We start from the raw sequence: 20800 nt of genomic DNA on the forward strand, positions 1-20800 counted from the left end.
TTTGCCTACAGCGAACGAAAACACGCTGTGCGGGACAGGTGTTGGGCACTGCCGGTAACGTAAGGAGAAATATGCGCGGCAGTGCCGGGCATCGCACAACAACCGCACGCAGTATGTGCACGCAGGACTTTCCGCTTTATCTTCTTCCACAGGACCGGTGGTATCCCATGAGTTCCAATCCATCCGACCGCGGGGACAACCCGCAGGATCCGCTGTCCGAAATGCTCGCGCGCCTGTTCGGCGCCGGCGGGGCCGGCGGCATGGATCCGTCGGAACTGGCGAAGGCTGCCGGACTGCCCTCGGACCCCAATGCCATGGCCATGATCTTCCAGCAGGTGCAGGCCATGTTCAGTGCTTCATCGGACGGGCCGGTGAACTGGCAGCTGGCCAAGGACAATGCCCGGCGGGTCGCCGCAACCGGCAGCGATCCCTCCACCGGCCCGACGGCGGCCCGCGAGGTTGACGAGGCGCTGCACCTGGCCGAACTCTGGCTCGACCCGGCCACGGATTTCGCGTCCACCGCAAGTCTTGGCCGGGCCTGGTCCCGGGCGGAATGGGTGGAAGCGACCATGGATTCCTGGCGCCGGCTCACCGAGCCCGTAGCCGTGAGCATTTCGGAAGCGCTTTCCAACGCCATCACCGCGCAGATGCCCGAAGAAATGAAGTCCATGATGGGCGGGGCGTCCTCCATGCTCGCCAACATGGGCGGGGCGATGTTCGGCATCCAGCTCGGCCAGGCCGTCGGCGCGCTGTCCAAGGAAGTGGTGAGCTCCACCGACGTCGGGCTGCCGCTCGCCGCAGGCACCATGGCACTGCTGCCTGCCAACGTTGCCGCCTTTGGTGAAGGACTGGACATTCCGGAGGCCGAGATCCGGCTGTACCTGGCCGTTCGGGAAGCGGCCCATGCCCGCCTCTTCGCACAGGCCCCGTGGCTGGCACCCCATCTCTTCGGCACCATTGAGAGTTATGCCCGCGGCATCCACATCGATATTTCCAAGATCGAGGAAGCCGCACGGGACATCGACCCTTCCAATCCCGAGTCCATCCAGGCTGCCCTTTCCGGCGGGGTTTTCCAGCCCCAGCGCACGGGCGCCCAGGAGGCGGCCCTCGAACGGCTGGAAACCGCACTGGCCCTGGTGGAGGGCTGGGTGGATGAAGTCACCGCCGCCGCCACCGCGAACCTGCCGTCCGCCGGTGCCCTGCGGGAAGTGATCCGCCGGCGCCGTGCCAGCGGGGGTCCGGCCGAGCACACGTTTGCTTCCCTGGTCGGGTTGGAGCTCCGGCCGCGGCGGCTGCGCGATGCAGCGGCCCTGTGGGCGCACCTGACCGAAGAGCGCGGCATTGAAGGCCGGGACGCCATCTGGGAGCACCCGGACCTGCTTCCCACCTCGGAAGACCTGGACGACCCCAAGGGCTTCAGCCGGCGGCGGGAGCTCCTGGAAGCTGCGGATTCCGATGTCGATGCTGCGCTGAAACGCCTGCTTGACGGTGGATTCGATACCCCGGCCGGCGACGGTGCACCGGAAGCTGAAGAGTCCGGAACCGCCGGCGACGCGGACACTTCCGCGGATACCGACGGCGACACCGCAAACGGCAGCGATACGGGAAACGACAATGACACCGACGAGGGCGGCAAGCCCGGCGCACCCTAGCGGCGTGTTTTCCGGCCGGCTTCCGTGCGGACCGGGACTTTGCCGGTAACAACTACTCCAGAGGCAGCAGCCTCTGGAGTAGTTGTGTTTTGCGGAGCCGTTAGTCCTCCCCCATTTCCCCCTTCAGCCCCCGGGCGCTGGCGAACGCCGCTCCTGACAGGAAAGCCTTTGCGGTTTCCGTCTGCGGATAGTTTTCCAGCAGCCGCCAGAAAGCCGGACCGTGCGAGGGTACGAGCAGATGGGCCAGTTCGTGGAGCAGCACGTAGTCGACGACCCATTCGGGCATTCCCTGCAGTTTGTCTGACAGCCGGATCGTGCCCCTGCCCGGCGTCGCCGAACCCCAGCGTGAGTTCTGGTTGCTGACCCAGCGGACCGACTGTGGACGTGCCTGTCCGGAAAGATAGGTCCGGGACAGTTCCGCCGCGCGCAGCATTAGTTCGCTTTCGCTGGCCCCGGGATCCGGCTCGGTGGAGGACCGTTCCTCCAGCCGGGCCACCATCCGCCGTACCCACTCCGCTTCCTGGGCGGTGGAGAAGTGTGCCGGGATGGAGATCAGGGCCACGCCGTCACGGAACACGGCATTGACTGTCCGTTTCCGCCGGGCGGACCGGCGCACCTGGATCGGTATTCCGGTGCTGGTGGTTGCCGGAATCGAAACGTCGGCGGTCCGGTGCGGAGAAGGCATATTCCCAGCCTAGCCGCCGCCGCTGACAGCCCTGGAACCTGTGGATAACTCCGGGGGCCGCGGGCTGCCGTGTCAGCATGGTCAGCAGCCGGAACAGACCACGGGAGTCGACACGGGAGCAGGCCAATGCGGATCAATCCTGGAATTCATGTGCTCGAAGTGTCGCCTGGTGCCCGTCAGCTGGGCATCGGTTCGGGGTCCCTGCTCCTGCGCAACCTCCAGGACGCCGACCTCGCTTTCCTGGCGGCCCTGCACAGGGGTGTTCCGGATGGATCGGAACAGGCCGCCGCAGCGGGATTGTCCGTTCCTCAGGACCGGGCGGCTTCACTGCTGCAGGTTCTCGGCCCCCTCCTGGTGCCGCATGAGGCCGCCGCTGAACCCATCCCCTCCCTGCGTACGGAACGTCTGCTCCCGGACGCACAGCGTCTCTCATCCGCCTACAGCGTCAACGGCGAAGAAACGGTGCGGCGGCGGGCCGCCGCTGCGGTTTCCGTGGACGGGCTGGGGCGCACCGGTGCCCTGCTGGCACGCGCGCTCGGCTCGGCAGGTATTGGAACCCTGCTGCTCACGGATCCGGACGTGGTTTCCCCGGCCGACGTCGGAACGGCCTACGCCATGACCGATATCGGAATGAACCGGGCCGCAGCCGTCAAACGGCACCTTTTCCGGGTGGACCCCACCCTCCAGGTGCTGACGATGCCGGGTATCAGCCGTGGATCTGCCGGTCGCCGTCCGTCCCCGCCTGCCGTGGACCTGGCCGTGACCATCCGCGCGGTGGCTGCCGTGCCCCGGGCGGGGGAACGCCGGCCGGAACCGGCGGAGGACGACGGCAGCGTCCCCCGGCTGGTACTGACAGCACAGGAAAGCGCGTGGGACATCGGCCCCCTGGTGGTTCCCGGCCTCACGCCGTGCCTGGAATGCCTGGACCGCCACCGGGCAGAGACCGATCCGGGGTGGTACGCCGCCAGGGAGGCCCTGGCAGCCAGCCGGCCCGAAGCCGCGGACAGGCAGGACGCTGCCGGCGGGCTGTTTTCGGGTCCCGGGGGTGAGGAGCTCGCCGGCTCGGTGCTTGCCGCCGGAGCGGCAGCCATGGCGGCGCTGGTCTTCCTGGACGGGATCAACCAGCCTGCCGTGTTGTCCGCTGTCCTTCGGCTGCGGACCTCCGACGGCTACCCGCAGCTGCGGAAACTGGACTACCACCCGGCGTGCGGCTGCCGGCTGCAGCGCCGCGGAAACCAGGTGGCCTAGCCCGGCCCCGGAGCCGCGCCCCGTGGCCAGGGATCCGGGCGCCCGTGGCTAGGCGCATGGGCGCCCGGGGCTAGGCGTCGGAGCTCTCCGAAAGCACCTTCAGTACGGCCTCGCCGTAGCGCTCCAGCTTCGATGGACCCACTCCGGGGAGGGTGGCCAACCGGTTCAGGGACGGCGGACGGTCTTCGGCAATGGCCACGAGGGTCGCGTCCGTGAAGACAACGAAGGCGGGAATGCCCGCTTCGGCGGCGGCTGCCCGGCGCCATTCCCGCAGTGCGTCGAAGGTCGCTTCCTCGTACGTCACGGGGCAGTCCCCGCAGCGTCCGACCTTGCGTTCGGCACCCGTGTTCAGCAAGGAACCGCAGCTGCGGCATTTCGCCGGGCCGGTGACCTTGCGCCGGGCCTGCTTGGCCGGTCCCGCCGTGCGGCCGGCGTCGCGCTCGGTGCGCGGGCGCAGACCGTCCAGGAACCGTGAGGGCTTCCGGTTGGCGCGGCCACCCGGTGTCCGTGCCGTCGACCAGGACAGCGCCAGGTGCTCCCGTGCACGGGTAATACCCACGTACAGCAGGCGCCGTTCCTCGTCGACGGCTTCGGGAGTGTCCGCGAAGGAGATGGGCATGAGGCCTTCACTCAACCCGACCAGGAACACTGCATCCCATTCCAGGCCCTTCGCCGAGTGCAGGGACGCGAGGGTTACGCCCTGGACGCGCGGGGCGTGCTGCGCCGCGGCCCGTTCCTCCAGTTCGGCCACGAAATCCTGCATGGTGAAAATGCTGTCCGGATCGCGGGTCCGGGTGGCCTGCAGTTCCTCGGCCAGTGACACCAGTGCGGCCAGGGATTCCCACCGCTCGCGGGTGGCTCCACCACCGGCGGGGGCTTCGGAGGTATATCCCAGCGAGGCCAGGATGTCCCGCACCAGCTGCGGCACCGGTTCGTTCCCGACGGACCGTGACGCAGCGCGGAGCTGCAGCACGGCGTCGCGGACCTCGCGCCGGGCGAAGAACCGCTCCCCACCGCGCAGCTGATAGCCGATGCCGGCCGACGCGAGCGCCTGCTCGTAGGCCTGCGACTGCCCGTTGGTCCGGAAGAGGATGGCGATCTCGCTGGCCTGGACCCCCTGTTCCATGAGCGCCTTGATGGAGGTGGCGACCTGTGCGGCCTCCGCCTCGTCGTCGGCGCACTCGGTGAACGTCGGTTCCGGTCCCGCCGGCCGCTGAGCCACCAGCTCCAGCGGTGTGGGCCAGGCCGGAGCGGACCGGTTCCGCTCCCCCTCGGCGGTCCGGGCCGCAAGGATCCGGTTCGCCAGGCCAACCACCTGGGGTGTGGAACGGTAGTCGCGGACGAGCTTGACGACGTCGGCCCCAGGGAACCGCTTGGTGAAGTCGAGCAGGTGCCGCGGCGTGGCGCCGGTGAAGGAATAAATGGTCTGACTGGAGTCGCCCACCACGCACAGTTCATCCCGGGCGCCCAGCCAGAGGTCCAGCAGCCGCTGCTGCAGCGGCGAAACGTCCTGGTACTCATCCACCACAAAGTGCCGGTACTGGTCCCGCACCATGGCTGCGACCCGTTCGTCCTCCTGCAGGATTCCCACCATGATCAGCAGGACATCCTCGAAGTCGATGATGTTCCGGTCCACCTTCACGTCTTCGTAGGACTGGAAGATCCGTGAAATGGCGGTCAGGTCGAACCCGGCCGGGGGTTCCCGGTCTCCGGCAGCCCGCACGTAGCTGTCCGGAGTGAGCATGGAGACCTTCGCCCACTCGATTTCCGCGGCGACGTCGCGGATGGCCGCCCGGTCGGTGGACAGCCGGAGCCGGCGGGCGGCTTCGGCAATGATCTGCGCCTTGTGGTCCAGGAGGCCGGGCATGGTTCCGCCCACGGTGTGCGGCCAGAAGTACTGCAGCTGCTTCAGCGCCGCGGCGTGGAACGTCCGCGCCTGCACACCGCCGGATCCCAGGTCCCGCAGCCTGGTCCGCATTTCCGCTGCCGCCCGCGCGGTGAAGGTCACCGCGAGGACCTGCTGCGGTTTGTAGACGCCGGTGGCCACACCGTAGGCCATCCGGTGCGTGATGGCGCGGGTCTTGCCGGTCCCTGCACCGGCCAGGACGCAGAGCGGACCCGTGAGGGTGGTGGCAACTTCGCGCTGCTCGTCGTCGAGCCCGGCCAGGATTCGTGCTTCGGGTGATTCGCTGCTCATGCGCGGGTGTTGGCCTCCGGTTCAAGAATGGACCCGCCGTACCAGCGTTCGATCAGGTTACGGGCAATGGAAATGGGACCTGCAATGGTGATTTCTCCGCTAGACACGGCCTCGGCAAGCTCGGCCCGGCTAAACCAGCGGACGTCGGACATTTCGACGCCGTCGGCCTTCGCCTCCGCGTTCTCGGCGCGGGCGGTGAAGCCCAGCATCAGTGAACACGGGAACGGCCACGGCTGCGAACCGAGGTACTGCGGAGTGTGGACAACAACCCCGGATTCTTCGGCCACCTCGCGGATGACAGCGGCCTCCAGCGACTCCCCCGGTTCAACGAAACCGGCGAGGGTGGAATACCGGTTCCCCGGCCAGGCCGCCGCCGAGCCGAGCAGGATGCGGTCCTGCTCGTCCACAACGGCGACGATGATGGCCGGGTCGGTGCGCGGGAAGTGGGAGCTGCCGTCCTCGGGGCAGCGGCGGACCCAGCCGCCCTGCTCGGGAACGGTGGGGGCGCCGCAGCGGGGGCAGTGGGTGTGCACGGCGTGCCAGTTGGCGACGGCGGCAGCCTCTACGAACAATCCGGCGTCCAGGGCGCCCAGATGGGTGGCGGACTCGCGCAGGCTGACCCACGCGGCGCCGTCGACGGCTAATGCGGGATCCGGCTCGGGCAGCGTCATCAGGACGATGTCGGTTCCCAGGGGCACCTGGGCGTCCTCGAGGGTGCGTCCCAGATAGATGGGAACATCTCCGAAGCCGGCAGCCGGCGGATCAAGGAGCACCAGCACGCCCTCGCGGACCAGGGTCCGTCCCCCGGCCAGGTACATCACGCGGGTGCCGCCGTCGGCGCGGATGGTGTCGAAAAGATCGGCGGCGACACGGCGGTCGGATCCCCTGTCCACGGCCGTCCGGGCCAGCGGTAACAAACCCAGGGGTGAAACTTCTGCTGCCGGTGCCGGGATACTCATACCACCTACCGTACTGACTCTCTCCCCCCAAACTGTAGTTGGCCCCCGGCGCCGTGCCCGGCATGAGCTTTTCCTCACGGTTTAGGCGACTCGCCGCCCACGGATGGTTATTCGGACCACATCTACCCATACGGTTGAAGATGTGAAACGGACTCCCATGGAATTGGCTGCAATGGCCAGCGCTGCCGTCCCAGGGCTGACCCCTACCGGCGTTGCCGGTTCCCCGGACGATGCCGCCGATTTTGACGCGGCGCTGCTCATCGACGACGCCGGACGCAGGTGGCGCGTCCGGTCCCCCAAACACCTCGAGGCCAGCATGCGCCTGGAGACCGAGCTCCTGGTCCTGCGGACGTTTGTCCCCGCGGTCCGGGCCGAACTGCCGTTCGCGCTTCCGTATGTTGCGGGCACCGTGCGCCAGGGCGAGCTGTGCACCTTTGTCTATTCCCACCTTCCAGGCGCCATCCGGAGCATCGACACACTGATGACGTCCGGGCGTTCCGTAGCCACGGAAATCGGCCGGGCCATGGCTGCCATCCACGCCATTCCCCGGGAACTGGTCACCAAGGCTGACCTGCCCAGCTACAGCGCCAACGAGTTCCGCCAGCGCCGTCTGAATGAGCTGGACCAGGCCGCCACCACCGGCAAGATCCCAGCCGTACTGCTGCGGCGCTGGGAGCACGCGCTGGAAGACGTCTCGCTTTGGCGTTTCAAGCCCACCGTGGTCCACGGCGACCTGCATGAAGACAACATCCTGCTCACCGGCGAGCGGGTCAGCGCGGTCACCGGCTGGACCGATCTCCGGGTGGGCGACCCCGCGGATGACTTCGCGTGGCTGATCGCGGCCAACGATCCCAAGTTCACCGAGACCGTGCACGCTGCCTACTTGGAAGCCAGCAACGATCCCGAGGATCCGCACCTGATCCGCCGGGCAGCGTTGTCTGCCGAATTCGCCCTCGCGCAGTGGCTGGTGCGCGGCGTCGCCGCAGAGAACTCCACCATGGTCGACGAAGCCGTGGAAATGCTCGGAACCCTCGAAGAAGACGTCCTGGCGCAGGAAGCGTCTGACCGGCGCGACAGCCAGGCCCGCACTGCCAATGCCCGGACGGCGGAAGCCGAAGCCGCGGCGGCAGTCCGGCCGGCTGCCGCCAAGGTTACCGTTGCTCCGATTGCTCCCGAGGCGGCCCCCGCGGCGTCAGGCGCCGACGACGCCGCCCCGGACACCGGCAGCGTCAGCCGCGTGGTTGGTACCGGAACAGGGTCAGACACGGAAAACGGTGCCGATACCGCAACGGACAGCCCCGAACCCGGCGAATCGGAGCGGGCAACGGTGCGCGCAGTGGAAGCCGAAGCCGAAGCGGATGAAGCCGTGGTCTCCGGCGTGGACGCTGAGCCCGGGAACGATCCGGAATCCGGCAACGAACCTGTTGCGGACAGTGCTCCCGGTGACGGCGCCCCGCGCGACGGACATAGCAGTCAGCCGGGCACCGAAACCACTACCCTTCCGCTGACCCCGGTTCCGGACAAGTAACCGTTTTCCGCTAGCCCGGACTCCGGTGCCCCGCCGATTTTTCGGCGGGGCACCTTTTTTCTTTCACACCCCCTTGCCATGTCCCGGCTCCGCCGATAGGTTAGTTACATAACTAATGAACCAAGCAAGTAGTGAACCGGGCACTTGGGTCCCGGGGGATGAAAACACGGGAGCCGCTTTGATAGATGACAGCAGGCCGATCTTCCAACAGATCGCCGAACGCGTCGAAGGCGACATCCTTGACGAAACCCTCAAGGAGGAAAGCCAGGTGCCTTCCACCAACGAGTTCGCAGCCTTTTACCGGATCAACCCGGCGACGGCTGCCAAGGGCATCAATCTCCTCGTAGATGAGGGAATCCTCTATAAGCGCAGGGGCATCGGCATGTTTGTGGCGCCCGGTGCCAGGGAAGCCGTCCTCAAGAAGCGGCGGGAACAGTTCTACGAACAGTACGTCCGTCCGCTGACAATCGAAGCGCGGAAGCTGGGTATTGACGGCACCCAGCTCGCCGGATTGATTCAGCGCAGCGCCGTCGACACCGAAGGGAGCATGGCGCCATGAATGCCGGCACCACGAACGTGATAGAAACCCGGAACCTCACACGCCGTTACCGGGACCAGCTAGCGCTCGACAACGTTAACCTGGATATTTCCGGCGGCCGCATTTACGGGCTGCTCGGTCGCAACGGAGCGGGCAAAACAACCCTGATGTCCATCCTCACGGCCCAGGGCTTTGAGTCTTCCGGCGAGGTACGGGTTTTCGGAGAACACCCCTTCGAAAATGACCGTGTGCTGCGCCGGCTGTGCTTCGTCCGCGAATCGCAGAAGTACCCGGATGATTTCACCGCGGCAAACGCTTTTGCATCCGCCGGGTTGCTGTATCCCAACTGGGATGCCGGGTTCGCCGCCTCGCTCGCGGAGGAATTCCGCCTCCCGGTCAAGCGCCGGTTGAAGAAACTTTCCCGCGGCCAGCTTTCCGCCGTCGGAGTGATTCTCGGACTGGCCTCGCGGGCGGAGATCACTTTCTTTGACGAGCCCTACCTGGGGCTCGACGCCGTGGCCCGGCAGATTTTCTACGACCGGCTGGTCGAAGACTTCGCAGAGTATCCGCGCACCATCGTGCTTTCCTCGCATCTGATCGACGAGGTCGCCCTTCTCCTGGAGCACGTGATCGTGATCGACAGCGGCAGGATTGTCCTGGATGACGACGCAGAGAACATCAGGGGCAGCGCCGTAACCATCACCGGCACTGCGGACATCGTCGAGGCCTTCATCGCCGGGTATCCGGTGCTGCACCGCGAATCCCTGGGGTCCCTTGCCTCGGTGACCGTAGAGCATCGGCTGGACGACGCCGGGCGTCGGGAAGCCGCCGAGCTTGGGTTGCAGTTGACCCCTGTATCCCTGCAGCAACTCATTGTCCGCAAGACACTGCATGCCGATGGCGTAGAGAAGCCGTCCGGCACTGCGGCAACAGACAGCCTGGAGGCCTTCCAATGAACCGTGCAGTAGCCGTGGCGAGAATGCAGCTGACCAACAAATGGATCTACCTGTGGATTCCGCTGATCATCCTGGTCGCCTCCACGCTGATATCGCTGGCAATCTTCGCGATGATCCCGGACGACGCCTCGAACGTCATTTCGGGCTCCGGGCAGGCCGTGATGTGGTACTTCTTTGCCCTGGGCATCCAGGCCATGACCCTGCTCTTCCCCTTCTCGCAGGCCCTCAGCGTCAGCCGGCGCGCCTTCTACATCGGCACCATCGGATTGTTCTCACTGGTCGCCCTGGCTCTCGCGGTCCTGTACTGGGTACTGGGCCTGGTGGAGCAGGCGACCGACGGCTGGGGCATGAAGGGCGCCATCTTCGCCATCCCGTGGATTGCCGAGGGCGCCTGGTACACCCAGATCCTCTTCTATTTCGCGGTCACCATCCTGCTGTTCCTGCTGGGCTTCTGGAGTTCGACCATCTACAAGCGCTGGCGGACTATTGGACTCACGGCAGCGCTGGTGGGCGCCGGCGCCGTCCTGCTGGGAGTCATCGCCCTGATCACCTGGCGGGAGGCCTGGCCCTCCGTCGGCGCCTGGATAGTGCAGCTGACGCCGATCTCCCTGGCCGGTTGGCTGCTGGCTGCCGGTGCGCTGCTAGCCCTGACGTCCTACGCCACGCTTCGGCGTGCCGTTCCCTGATCCTCCCCGCCGGTTCAGCTCCCCGAACCCCGCCCGCCGGACTCAGAATCCGGCGGACGGGGTGTTCGCTGCCTCCCGGATGATCTCCTCCAGCTCGGCCTCCCCGGCCAGGTTGTACGGCCGGATCAGCTTGTCGGACGCCACGTAGTAGAACGCGGCCCGCACCTTCTCCAGCGGAACCCCCTTGAGCCGGGCCCAGGCCAGCCGGTACACGGCCAGCTGCACGGACCGCACATCCAACTTCTGGGACGACGGCGGCGCACCGGTCTTCCAGTCAATGAGGTCCCAGGTGCCGTCGGCGTCCTGGAAGACGGCATCAATGCGCCCGCGCACGACGACGGTGTCCACCTTGGTCTCCACCGGGACCTCGATAAACGCAGGGGTCCGCTGCGCCCAGTCCGAGGCCTCGAACGTGGCAATCATGTCCCCGAGCTCATACGCCTCGTCCACGTACGCATCGGCTGCACCGGGATACTCGTCGATGTCCAGCATTCCGCTGGTGCCGAAGAATTCCTCAACCCAGGCATGGAAGGCCGTGCCCTTGCGGGCGGCCATCCCCGGCTGCCGCGGAACCGGCCGGCGGAGCTGACGGGTGACTTCCGCCGGGTCGTCCTTCAGGTCCACCAGCATGGAGGCCGAAATATGGGCAGGAAGCTCGACCTGGACCACTTCGTTCGGCGGCCGGTGCCGTGCCAGCACCAGTTCCGTTTCGCGGCTCCACCGCCCCGGGGCCTGTTCCCCGCTCCGCCCGGGGGCCTCCCCGGCCCGGCTGCCCGCCGACTGGAGCACGGCCTCCGCCGCGGTTTCCATCGCCTGCCGGCGCGGACCAAGCGGATCGACCGGCCACCGTGCCCGTTCAGCCTCGGCGTTGGCCGGGTTCTCCGTCCCCTCGTCTTCGGGCATAACCCACGTCAGGAGCCGGTATCCTGCAGCGCCGGACTGCTCCAGCTCGTATAGGTCCTGCAGGTACCGGGACACCCCCAGCGGTTTGGACCGTCCGCCGCCCCAGGCTGAGGACGTGCAGATCAGCACGGACTTGGCGCGGGTGAACGCGACATAGGCCAACCGGCGTTCCTCGCGCTCGGCATGGCCCTTCGCGTCTTCGCTGAAGAGCTTTTCGCTCTCCAGCCAGGACTTCTGGTCCACCTGTTCCCAGTCCCACTGCGGAAGGTCCAGGCTGTCGCCGCGCAGGGTCCACGGCATCGCGGAGTCGCCGCTGCTCCAGCGGGAATCCTTGTCACTGGGGAACGACGCTTCGTTGAGGCCCGGAACCACCACGATGTCCCATTCCAGGCCCTTGGACGCGTGGACGGTGAGGAGCTGGACCGCCTCACGGCTGGGCTCGAGGGGAGTCACGGGCAGGCCGTTCTCCTCGGAGTTGGCCGCTTCCAGCCAGGCCAGGAACGCGGCCAGGTCCACCCGCTCCGCGGAGGAGCTGAAGGTGGCCGCCGCGTCGATGAAGGCGTCCAGATTCCGCCGGGACTCGTGCAGGGTGACACCCGGCTTGGCGGCTACTTCGAGGTCGAGCAGGATCCTCCGCTCCACTTCGCCGATCAGCGTGGTCAGGTCCTCCCCCACGAAACCGCGCAGGTCCCGCAGCTCGTTCCGCAGCAGCTTCAGGCGCCGCAGCCCTTCCTCGGAAAGGGACCGGCCGGCATTGGATACCCAGCCGGGCCGTGGCAGGGAGTCCACGGCTTCCACCAGGCTGCCGGCTTCCACCAGGTCGGCTTCCACCACGAGGTCGGGGCCCTCGTCCGGGCCGTGGATATCGGCGGCATCGGCCACCCGGACGGCACGTTCACGGACCCGGACCAGGTGCCGGGACCAGTCGGCCAGCGCCATGAGGTCCGCCGGCCCAATCCGCCAGCGTGCTCCGGCCAGGATCCGCAGCATGGAATCCGAACGCCCCGGATCACCCAGGACACGAAGGACCGCGAGCAGGTCCACCACTTCCGGTGTGGACAGCAGTCCACCAAGGCCGACAATCTGCACCGGGATCCCCCGCAGCTCCAGCTCCCTGCGGATCGGTTCAAACTGCTTGCGGCCCCGGCAGAGCACCGCCACGGTGGGCGTCTGCTCCTTCCCCCGGTCATCAAAGCCGCCGAGCTCTGCCCTGCGGCTGCGGTGGAAAGCCACCTGCTCGGCAACTGCCTCCGCTTCCCCCACAATCCGGTCCGGGGTCCCCTTGCCGGGCTCCACGGAGACATCCGACAGGTAGCGGCCCAGATACACCTCACCCACCGGGGCATTGGGCTTGGCCTGCAGCTCGGGCACGTGCGGCAGCCGCTGGTGTTTCAGCCAGGGCGCAACGCCGTTCAGCGGCGTGGATACGGTGTTGGCTGCCGCCAGGACCGAGGTGGAGTTCCGCCAGGCCACGGAGAGGTTGGCCAGCGGTGCCAGCTCCCGGCCGTTGTCGGTGAACAGCGGGAACTTCTCCCGGAAGGTGCCCAGCTGGCCGGCCGAGGCCCCGCGGAACCCGTAGATGGATTGGTGCGGATCCCCGACGGCAGTGACGGACCGGCCGTCGCCGAACAACTTGGAGAAGAGCACCATCTGCGCGTGGGAAGTGTCCTGGAACTCATCCAGCAGCACCACCTTGTATTTGGCCCGTTCCATCTCCACGGCTTCGTCGATGGTCGCCGCAATCCGGGCGGCGAGCTCCACGAGGTCGCCGAAGTCCAGCTGCCGTCGTTCGGCCTTGGCCCGCCGGTAGGCTTCCACCAGTTCGGTGACGGAGATGCGCGTACGCAGCCGGTTCAGCAGCTTCCGTGCCGCCTGGGTGGGTTCCTTCGGCTTGCCAAACTGGTACGGCAACGCGGAGACCGCTGCCACGTGAGCCTCAAGTTCCGCGCGGACCTCCGCTGGCGTGCGCAGGTGCTCCGAGCATTCGCCGGCCATCTGCAGCACGGCACCAACCAGGGTGGATTTGGCGGCGGTGAAGTGCTCGTAGTCGCCGGAATAGGCTTCCACCACCTCATTTGCCAGCTGCCAGGACTGCGCGCCGCCGAGCATCACGGAATCGCGTTCGACGCCGATCCGCAGGCCGTAGTCGTTCACGATGCCGTTGGCATAGGAATGGTAGGTGGAAACGCTCGGTTCCATCCGTTCCTCGCCGCCGCCCGCAGTGTCCGGGTCCGCTGCCCCGCCGGGTCCGGCGTCGAGCTGGCGGTACAGCAGGTTCAAGCGGGCACGGATGCGGGTGGCCAGTTCCCCGGCCGCCTTCCGGGTAAAGGTAACCCCGAGGATCTGCTCCGGCCGGACCAGTTCGTTGGCCACCAGCCAGACCACCCGGTCCGCCATCGTTTTGGTTTTGCCCGACCCCGCGCCGGCAATGACCAGCAACGGCTCAAGGGGACCTTCGATGATGCCGGCCTGGTCATCGGTGGGGTACTGCACCGGTGACTTCGGATCGGTGTGGAGCAGCTCCGCCAGTTCCCGTGCCGAGTACTTGGGGGCGGGTGCAGGCTGCGGCAGCCCGCCGGGCACTTCGTCGGTTACGGACGTACTCACTCGGTGACCTGCTTTCCTTCAGCGCAGAGGGGGCATATTTCGGGCAGACGGCAGCCGTTGCCGCCAAACCCGCTGCGGCCGGGATCGTGGACCGTCTCGAAGAAGGCCGCGGACATCAGTGCCGCGGCATCGCGGACCATATCCCGCGCAGTGGTGTCCTGCGGATCCAGCGGCGGCTGTTCCTGCACGGAAACGCCCTTGTTCGTGGTGCCCAGCTGCACCAGCGCGGCTCCGCCCGGCACCCGCGGAGCGTCCGGCAGCGCGCCCTCGCGGACAGCTTCCTGGTACGCCGCCAACTGCGGGTGGCCCTGCAGGTCATCCTTCTTCGGGGCGGATTTTCCGGTCTTGAGGTCCACGATGAACAGCCGGCCCTCCGCGTCGGCTTCCAGCCGGTCGATCTGCCCGCGCAGCAGGGCGGTCCGGACGGCGCCGTCGATCTCCACGGGCAGCTCCACCTCGAAATCCTTTTCGACCGCCACGAGGGAACGCCCGCTGCGGCGCATGGTGATGACGTATTCGGCCAGTTTGCGGACCATGGTTTCGGCCCGCTGGTAGTCCATCTGTCCTTCCCAGTTGTCCTTCATGCCCAGGGACGGCCAGCGTTTCTGCAGCTCCTGCACGTATTCGCTGCCAGCGGCGTCGGGCATATCCTGCGCAATGGCATGGACCAGGGTGCCGAGGGACCGGGCGAAGTCGGTGGCCTGTTCACCGCCGGCCGCTGAGACGAACCAGCTCAGCGGCGACTTGAGTACGGCGTCAACCTTGGAGGGTGAGACCGGGATGGGCGCATCCAGAGGAAGGATGGCAGCGGTGCTCGACAACGGGGCGAGCCCCCACCACTGGCCGGGGTGGGCTCCCGGAACGGGAACCGGATGGTTCAGCATGGTGCCCAGATGGTGGACGGCTTCCGCTGCCGCTTCCGGGTCTTCTTCGGGCTGCTGGGCGTACCGGCGCAGTTCCGCGACGAGCGAGCGCAGCGTGTGCGGGCGCAGGACTTCGGTGCGCTGCCGTTTCTCCGCGCCCGGTTCCAAGGGCGCCACGAGGTCCAGGAAGGAGGAGGGCTGCTCGTCTTCGGAAGAGACGGCCGTGCAGATCAGCACCTCGCGGGCACGTGAAATGGCGGTGGAGAAGCTGCGCAGTTCGTCGAAGCGGATGGACTGCATCAGCGTCAGCGGGCTGCGGTGGGCCCGGAAGTTGTCGCCGTGCTCGACGGCGGCCACCAGTTCCCCGCTGCCCAGCAGCTCACCGCGCAGACGGAGGTTGGGCCAGACATCCTGCTGGATGCCGGCGACAATCACCATGGGCCATTCCCGGCCGGCGGCGCTGGCCGGGGTGAGCAGCTCCACCGCCTCGCGGCGCTGCGCCCGGGCGGCCAGGGTGTCCATGGGCAGCTCGGAGCTGGTCAGGTAATCCAGGAACTGTGCCGGGGTGGAACCGGGCAGCTGGTCAACGTAACGTTCAGCGGTCTGGAACAGGGCCATGATGGCGTCCAGGTCACGGTCCGCCCGGGACGCTCCCGGACCACCGGACAGAGCGGTTTCCGCCCAACGCTTGGACCAGCCGGAGACGGACCAGAGGGCCCAGAGGACGGTTTCGGCTGTAGCCCCGGGCTCCCGGGCGGCTTCCCGTCCGGCGGCCAGCATGGCGGAAATGCGCTGGGCTGCCGGGCGGGCATCCCAGCTCAGGCCGGCCAGGGCGCGGCCGGAGTCCGATTCGGGGTCAAGCAGCGACTCCACGAGCAGTGCGTCGCTGGTCCGTCCGCCGCCGGCGCTGCGTTCTTCGCGGCGCAGCGCCTGACGCAGCCGGCGCAGTTCCAGGGTGCTCGCACCGCCAATGCGTGAGGTCAGCAGCGACACCGCCAGCTCGGGGGTCAACAGGTCCGGCTCCAGGACGACGGCGAACGCGTCCAGCAGCGGCCGGACGGCGGCTTCGTCGCGGACGGCGCGTTCGGCAACGGGGACCTTGACCTCGATCCCCTGGCCGGTGAGGTAGCGCTGGAGGGCGGCCAGCTGGGCGCCGGTGCGGACAATGACGGCGATGTCCTCCAGCGACCGGCCCTGCAGCAGCTGGGCTTCAAGGATCCGCTGCGCTACGTAGCGCTGCTCATGCATGGGGGTATCCACCACGTGTGCCTCGGCCGTGCCGGCTGCCGGAACATCGGCGGCTGCCGAAGCGGCGGATTCCGAAGTGCCGGTACCGGATCCGCCAGTGTGTGGTGCGTCGGTTCCCGGTACTTCAGACTGCGGTGCATCGGCGGGGGTTCCGCCGTCGGCTGGAGAATTCCCTGCAGCCGTCCCGATGAACCGCGCGTCCGCCACGGCGGTGCGGTAGGAGGGCAGCTGGCCGACCACCGAAATGCGCGACGCCGTCCGGGTCCAGGCTCCGGCCAGCGAGCCGGTCAGGCGGTGCGAGGTGGTCAGGACCCGGGTCTCGAGGCGGCCGTCAAAGCGCCTCCCCAGCTGGCCCACCAGGTCCGGGCGGGCACCGCGGAAACCCTGCACCACGGTGTCGGGGCAGGCTGCGGCGATTGAATCTCCGGTGCCTGCCAGCAATGCATAAAGGCTGTGGATGGCCGGGTTGGCTTCCTGCAGGTCATCCACCAGTACCAGCTGCTGGCGTTCCCGCTCCGCGGCCAGGAACTCCGGGTCCGAACGCAGGATGTTCAGGGCCGACGTAATGATGCCCGCCGGGTCGAAAGACTCCGGCATGCGCAGGTCCAGGACGTCCCGGTATTCCGCGTAGAGCCCTGCGGCTGCCACCCAGTCCGGGCGGCCGTGCCGTTGGCCCAGTTCGCGCAGTTCTTCGGCGGAGATGCCGTACTCGATGACGCGGTCAAAGAGCTGGCGGATTTCCTGCCGGAAGCCGCGGGTGCCCAGGGCCAGGTCCAGGCTGTCCGGCCACGGCAGCTCCGGCACACCCTGCTGCCCGTGTCCGGCCAGCAGTTCCTTGATGATGACGTCCTGTTCGGCGCCGGAGAGGAGCTTGGGCGCCCGGGTGAGGTAGGGCAGTCGGCCTTCGGTCTTCGCCCGCCGGATCAGGTCGAAGGCATAGGAGGCCCAGGTCCGGGCGGGTGCCGTGCTCAGGGTTCCCTGCAGCCGGGCGGACAAGGCGTCCCGCAGCCCGGCGGCGGCAAGCCGTGAGGGGGCCAGCATCAGCAGATGGGACGGATCCAGTCCGTCGCGTTCAATCCGTGCCACGGCGGCTTCCACCAGGACGGTGGACTTGCCGGTTCCTGGCGCTCCAAGGACGAGTACAGGGCCGCTGCCCGTGGGCAGATCCACCACGGCCTGTTGGTCCGCGCTGAGCCGGGGCGCGGAAAGTGCGCCTGCAGCCGGTCCGACGAGTTGGAGTTCAACGCTCATGGGTCCACTTCATCATGTCCCGCCGACATTCCTGATATCGGCGCTGCCGGGCGCCGCCGCCCGCTGCCGCCGGCAGTCTGCGGGGCAGCCGAAGGGGTAGCCGACGGGGTAGCCGACGGGGTAGCCGACGGGGCAGTTTCGGTGCCTGCACGCAGGGCGTCGTGGAGGTCCGCACGGAGGCCGTCCAGGCGGTCCCATTCCGCGTCACCGGGCTGCCAGCGGGCGGCCTCGATCCGCACCCGGTAGCCCGCGCCGTCGTCGTCCGCTGTTCCGCTGACCGGGGTGCCCTCGAGCCGGTAGTGCTCCCAGGCACGGGCCTCGTGGCACCTGGGCGGCTGTCCCGAAGACCGCAGCACCCGCCACCAGCACACCTCGGAACCGCGTGCGGACATGACGGCGCCAACCTGGCGCGGCCCGCCGGCGTCCAGCAGCTCGGCAATGTCACCGTAGGAGAGCACCTGCCCCGGCGGTATGAGATCGGCCACAGCAAGCACCGCATCGGCGTAGTCCCTGCGCATATCCAGTAGGGTACCGACGCCGCGGCGGCCGCCGCCAATCCCGGGAATGTCACCGCTCCCGGATAGGTTTGGAGCATGAACAGCTGGCAGAACCTTCCCCGTGCGGCCTTCGACCTGGAGACCACCGGCCGCGATCCGCAGACCGCGCGGATCGTCACCGCATCCATCATCCTGGTCAATGGCGTGGGCGAGACCCTGCAGCACCACGAGTGGCTGGCCTGCCCCGAAATCCCGATTCCCGCGGAGGCGGCCGCCATCCACGGCATCACCAACGAGCGGGCCCGAGCCGAAGGTGGGAACCCGGCCACAGTGACCGCTGAGGTGGCGGAGGTGCTGGCCGGCATGTTCGCCGCCGGGATTCCGGTCCTGGCCTTCAACGCCTGCTACGACTTCACGGTGCTGGCCCGCGAATGCGAGCGTTTCGGCCTGGTGGCCCCGAACCCGGCTCCCGTCATCGATCCGTACATCCTGGACAAGCAGGTGGACCGGTTCCGCCGCGGCAAGCGGACCCTCACTGCCATGGCGGAGCACTACGGTGTGGGGTTCGAAAATGCGCATACTTCGGCGGCCGACGTCGCCGCGACTCTGTCCGTGGCCGCCGTGATGGCGCAGAAGTATCCGGAACTGCAGTGCGATGCGCAGACCCTGCACGATTTCCAGGTCGGCTGGGCCGCGGGCCAGGCCGCCAGCTTCCAGGAATACCTCCGCCGCAGGGACCCGGAGGCCGTGATCGACGGCAGCTGGCCGCTGCGTCCCGCGCCGGACCATGAGCCCGGGGCCGTCCTGAATCCTGCCTGACCGAAGACTGGCGCCGTTCCCGGCGGCACTCTCCCAGCCGGCTTCGTCCCCGCCGGTTTTCCCGCCGCCCCGGCGGCGTTGACGGGCCTTCACAGGCCGTCACTTTGTCGGGGCGCCACGGCCAACATGCGATACTGGTTACTGTGTCAGGCGCTGATGGCGCCCCAGGCGGACCCGCGTTTTGACGCGCGCGTACCGTCTCGCGCCACGAGATTGGCAGGCACCCTCCGCACGGCCGACAAAAGAGGCACGGCATAGACCCGTGCTTCTTTCCCCATGCACCGGTCCGGCCATTCAACGCATATTACGAGGACGAATGATCACAGTTACCGACCTTCGCAAGGTCTACCGACAGGGCGACCGCAACGTCACCGCACTGGACGGCGTGAGCCTGAGCGTACCCAAGGGTTCGATCCACGGGATCATCGGCCACTCCGGAGCCGGCAAGTCCACTCTGGTCCGCTGCCTGACCCTACTGGACCGGCCGACGTCGGGCTCCGTCACCATTGACGGCCGCGAACTCACCGCCGTGAAGGACTCCGAGATCCGTGCGGCCCGCCGCCGGATCGGCATGGTCTTCCAGCACGCGAACCTCATGGACTCCCGGACCGCCGCCGCCAACATCGCGCATCCGCTCGAACTGGTCGGCACGAAAAAGAGCGTCATCGACGCCCGGGTGAAGGAACTGCTGGCCCTCGTAGGCCTTGAAGGCAGTGCCGGGGCGTACCCCGCCCAGCTGTCCGGCGGGCAGAAGCAGCGGGTGGGCATTGCCCGGGCGCTGGCCGCCGATCCGGATGTGCTGCTGTGCGATGAACCCACCTCGGCCCTGGACCCCAGCACCACGGATGACATCCTGGACCTGATTTCGGATCTGACCCGGCGCCTGGACCTGACCGTGCTGATCATTACGCACGAGATGAACGTGGTGAAGCGGATCTGTGATTCGGTGTCGCTGCTGGAGGCTGGACGGGTGGTGGAACACGGTCCCCTGCGCGAGGTCGCTTCCGATCTCCGCGGCCGGCTGGCCAAGCAGCTGATCCCGCTGCCGGTCACTCCGCCCTCCCCCGGCGGCCCGGTCCTGGAACTGCTGTTCACGGGCCAGACCACCTCGGATCCCGTCCTTTCCGCACTGACCCGCCGGTTCGACACCGACGTCAACGTCCTCGCCGGCAGCGTGGAGCTGCTGGCCGGAACCCGCTTCGGACGGCTGCGCATCCAGCTGGACACGCACACCGACATGGCCGCCGTCCATGAATACCTCGCCCTGCAGGGCGTCACCGTGGAGGTGGCAGCATGAACTTCCTGACCGGACTCTTCGACAACCCCGGAATCACCAAGGCCCTGCCCGAGGCCGTTATCGAAACCCTCCAGATGGTGGGCATTTCCGGCTTCTTCACCCTGCTGGTCGGTCTGCCGCTGGGCGTTTTCCTGCATGTCACGGCACCCGGGGGCCTGCTCCCGATGAAGATCATTAACCGGATCGTCAGCGACATCATCGTCAACATCACCCGTTCCGTGCCCTTTGCCATCCTGATGGTCACACTGATTCCGCTGGCACGGCTCATCACCGGCACCTCGATCGGCCCCGTGGCAGCCTCCGTTTCGCTGAGCATCGCCACCATCCCGTTCTTTGCCCGGCTGGTGGAAAACGCGCTGCGCGACGTTTCCGGCGGCAAGATCGACGCGGCCCTCGTGATGGGGTCAACGAAGATGCAGGTGGTCACCAAGGTGCTGCTGCGCGAGGCCCTGCCCGGACTCGTCGCGGCCCTGACCACCACGCTGGTGACCCTGGTGGGCTACTCGGCCATGGCCGGCATCATTGGCGGCGGCGGCCTCGGCCGGCTGGCCTACAACTACGGCGTCCAGCGCTTCGACACCCAGGTCATGGTGGTCACGATCGTCATCATCGTTGCCCTGGTGCAGATCATCCAGATCGGCGGCGATTTCGCCTCCCGCCGGGTGGACCACCGCTCGGCCTCCGGTACCGGCCGGCGCAGCCGTCCGGCCGGTGCGCTGGCTGACCCCGGCACCGGCCCCGCCGCCCGCCCGGAAACGGACCGCACACTCGACAAGACCACGGTCTAGTCCAACTCTTCGGCAGGGCCGGGGCACGCCCCCGGCCTGCCGGACCTGCAGCCAGTAGCCGCTAGCTGCACATTCCCC

15 protein-coding genes are annotated in these 20800 nt (G+C 67.8%); 9 read left to right on the forward strand and 6 right to left on the reverse strand.

All coding sequences use genetic code 11. The features are described from left to right. Nucleotides 1-167: 167 nt before the first annotated feature. Nucleotides 168-1652 carry a zinc-dependent metalloprotease gene (locus QNO10_RS10515; protein WP_229950381.1) on the forward strand — a complete coding sequence of 495 codons (1485 nt, stop codon included), beginning with the start codon at nucleotides 168-170 and terminating at the stop codon, nucleotides 1650-1652. A gap of 100 nt (nucleotides 1653-1752) precedes the next feature. On the opposite strand, the gene QNO10_RS10520 is transcribed toward QNO10_RS10515, so the two are convergent. Further along, nucleotides 1753-2337, reverse strand: coding sequence for a M48 metallopeptidase family protein (locus QNO10_RS10520; RefSeq protein ID WP_229950379.1), 585 nt, complete (start codon nucleotides 2335-2337; stop codon nucleotides 1753-1755). 126 nt (nucleotides 2338-2463) lie between these two features. On the opposite strand from QNO10_RS10520, the gene QNO10_RS10525 reads away from it, so the two are divergent. Continuing rightward, on the forward strand, nucleotides 2464-3585 hold the full coding sequence (locus QNO10_RS10525; protein WP_229950378.1) for a ThiF family adenylyltransferase: 1122 nt from the start codon (nucleotides 2464-2466) through the stop codon (nucleotides 3583-3585). Nucleotides 3586-3655: 70 nt separating this feature from the next. On the opposite strand, the gene QNO10_RS10530 is transcribed toward QNO10_RS10525, so the two are convergent. Continuing rightward, nucleotides 3656-5782 (reverse strand): ATP-dependent DNA helicase UvrD2, encoded by a 2127-nt coding sequence (locus tag QNO10_RS10530; RefSeq protein WP_229950376.1) that lies wholly within the window; start codon nucleotides 5780-5782, stop codon nucleotides 3656-3658. Further along, on the reverse strand, nucleotides 5779-6741 hold the full coding sequence (gene nudC / locus QNO10_RS10535; RefSeq protein WP_229950375.1) for an NAD(+) diphosphatase: 963 nt from the start codon (nucleotides 6739-6741) through the stop codon (nucleotides 5779-5781). The genes QNO10_RS10530 and nudC overlap by 4 nt, the downstream gene beginning before the upstream one ends. A 142-nt stretch (nucleotides 6742-6883) precedes the next feature. On the opposite strand from nudC, the gene QNO10_RS10540 reads away from it, so the two are divergent. The 4 genes from QNO10_RS10540 (at nucleotide 6884) to QNO10_RS10555 (ending at nucleotide 10449) form a co-directional block, all read left to right on the forward strand. Next, complete coding sequence (locus tag QNO10_RS10540; RefSeq protein ID WP_229950373.1) at nucleotides 6884-8269, forward strand: phosphotransferase; 1386 nt, start codon at nucleotides 6884-6886, stop codon at nucleotides 8267-8269. Nucleotides 8270-8447: 178 nt separating this feature from the next. Continuing rightward, nucleotides 8448-8828: a GntR family transcriptional regulator gene (locus QNO10_RS10545; RefSeq protein ID WP_227918398.1), complete on the forward strand. Its 381-nt coding sequence runs from the start codon at nucleotides 8448-8450 to the stop codon at nucleotides 8826-8828. Then, nucleotides 8825-9763, forward strand: coding sequence for an ABC transporter ATP-binding protein (locus QNO10_RS10550; protein ID WP_229950372.1), 939 nt, complete (start codon nucleotides 8825-8827; stop codon nucleotides 9761-9763). The genes QNO10_RS10545 and QNO10_RS10550 overlap by 4 nt, the downstream gene beginning before the upstream one ends. Further along, nucleotides 9760-10449 (forward strand): hypothetical protein, encoded by a 690-nt coding sequence (locus tag QNO10_RS10555; RefSeq protein WP_229950371.1) that lies wholly within the window; start codon nucleotides 9760-9762, stop codon nucleotides 10447-10449. Before QNO10_RS10550 ends, QNO10_RS10555 begins: the two co-directional genes overlap by 4 nt. Nucleotides 10450-10491: 42 nt before the next feature. On the opposite strand, the gene QNO10_RS10560 is transcribed toward QNO10_RS10555, so the two are convergent. From QNO10_RS10560 to QNO10_RS10570, 3 genes are read right to left on the reverse strand one after another with little or no spacing between them, the layout of a single operon-like run. Continuing rightward, complete coding sequence (locus QNO10_RS10560; RefSeq protein WP_229950369.1) at nucleotides 10492-13959, reverse strand: ATP-dependent helicase; 3468 nt, start codon at nucleotides 13957-13959, stop codon at nucleotides 10492-10494. Continuing rightward, entirely contained in the window at nucleotides 13956-17321 is a 3366-nt protein-coding gene (locus QNO10_RS10565; protein WP_229950367.1) for an ATP-dependent helicase, read from the reverse strand. Before QNO10_RS10565 ends, QNO10_RS10560 begins: the two co-directional genes overlap by 4 nt. Then, a complete protein-coding gene (locus QNO10_RS10570) occupies nucleotides 17318-17839 on the reverse strand; it encodes an MGMT family protein (RefSeq protein ID WP_229950365.1) in 522 nt (173 codons plus the stop codon). The genes QNO10_RS10565 and QNO10_RS10570 overlap by 4 nt, the downstream gene beginning before the upstream one ends. Nucleotides 17840-17914: 75 nt before the next feature. Between QNO10_RS10570 and QNO10_RS10575 the strand changes: the two genes are divergently transcribed. From QNO10_RS10575 to QNO10_RS10585, 3 genes are all read left to right on the forward strand, one after another. Further along, complete coding sequence (locus QNO10_RS10575; RefSeq protein WP_229950362.1) at nucleotides 17915-18637, forward strand: 3'-5' exonuclease; 723 nt, start codon at nucleotides 17915-17917, stop codon at nucleotides 18635-18637. Between the two features lie 316 nt (nucleotides 18638-18953). Further along, on the forward strand, nucleotides 18954-19934 hold the full coding sequence (locus QNO10_RS10580; RefSeq protein ID WP_229950360.1) for a methionine ABC transporter ATP-binding protein: 981 nt from the start codon (nucleotides 18954-18956) through the stop codon (nucleotides 19932-19934). Beyond that, complete coding sequence (locus tag QNO10_RS10585; RefSeq protein WP_229950359.1) at nucleotides 19931-20722, forward strand: methionine ABC transporter permease; 792 nt, start codon at nucleotides 19931-19933, stop codon at nucleotides 20720-20722. The genes QNO10_RS10580 and QNO10_RS10585 overlap by 4 nt, the downstream gene beginning before the upstream one ends. Nucleotides 20723-20800 lie beyond the last annotated feature (78 nt).

The organism is Arthrobacter sp. zg-Y919 (assembly GCF_030142045.1).
In the GTDB taxonomy this organism is placed as follows: domain Bacteria; phylum Actinomycetota; class Actinomycetes; order Actinomycetales; family Micrococcaceae; genus Arthrobacter_B.

Coding starts and splice junctions, on each gene's coding strand:
- QNO10_RS10575 (WP_229950362.1), top strand. CDS start 17,915: ATGAACAGCTGGCAGAACCTTCCCCGTGCGGCCTTCGACCTGGAGACC.
- QNO10_RS10550 (WP_229950372.1), top strand. CDS start 8,825: ATGAATGCCGGCACCACGAACGTGATAGAAACCCGGAACCTCACACGC.
- QNO10_RS10585 (WP_229950359.1), top strand. CDS start 19,931: ATGAACTTCCTGACCGGACTCTTCGACAACCCCGGAATCACCAAGGCC.
- QNO10_RS10515 (WP_229950381.1), top strand. CDS start 168: ATGAGTTCCAATCCATCCGACCGCGGGGACAACCCGCAGGATCCGCTG.
- QNO10_RS10565 (WP_229950367.1), bottom strand. CDS start 17,321: ATGAGCGTTGAACTCCAACTCGTCGGACCGGCTGCAGGCGCACTTTCC.
- QNO10_RS10555 (WP_229950371.1), top strand. CDS start 9,760: ATGAACCGTGCAGTAGCCGTGGCGAGAATGCAGCTGACCAACAAATGG.
- QNO10_RS10580 (WP_229950360.1), top strand. CDS start 18,954: ATGATCACAGTTACCGACCTTCGCAAGGTCTACCGACAGGGCGACCGC.
- QNO10_RS10520 (WP_229950379.1), bottom strand. CDS start 2,337: ATGCCTTCTCCGCACCGGACCGCCGACGTTTCGATTCCGGCAACCACC.
- nudC (WP_229950375.1), bottom strand. CDS start 6,741: ATGAGTATCCCGGCACCGGCAGCAGAAGTTTCACCCCTGGGTTTGTTA.
- QNO10_RS10530 (WP_229950376.1), bottom strand. CDS start 5,782: ATGAGCAGCGAATCACCCGAAGCACGAATCCTGGCCGGGCTCGACGAC.
- QNO10_RS10570 (WP_229950365.1), bottom strand. CDS start 17,839: ATGCGCAGGGACTACGCCGATGCGGTGCTTGCTGTGGCCGATCTCATA.
- QNO10_RS10525 (WP_229950378.1), top strand. CDS start 2,464: ATGCGGATCAATCCTGGAATTCATGTGCTCGAAGTGTCGCCTGGTGCC.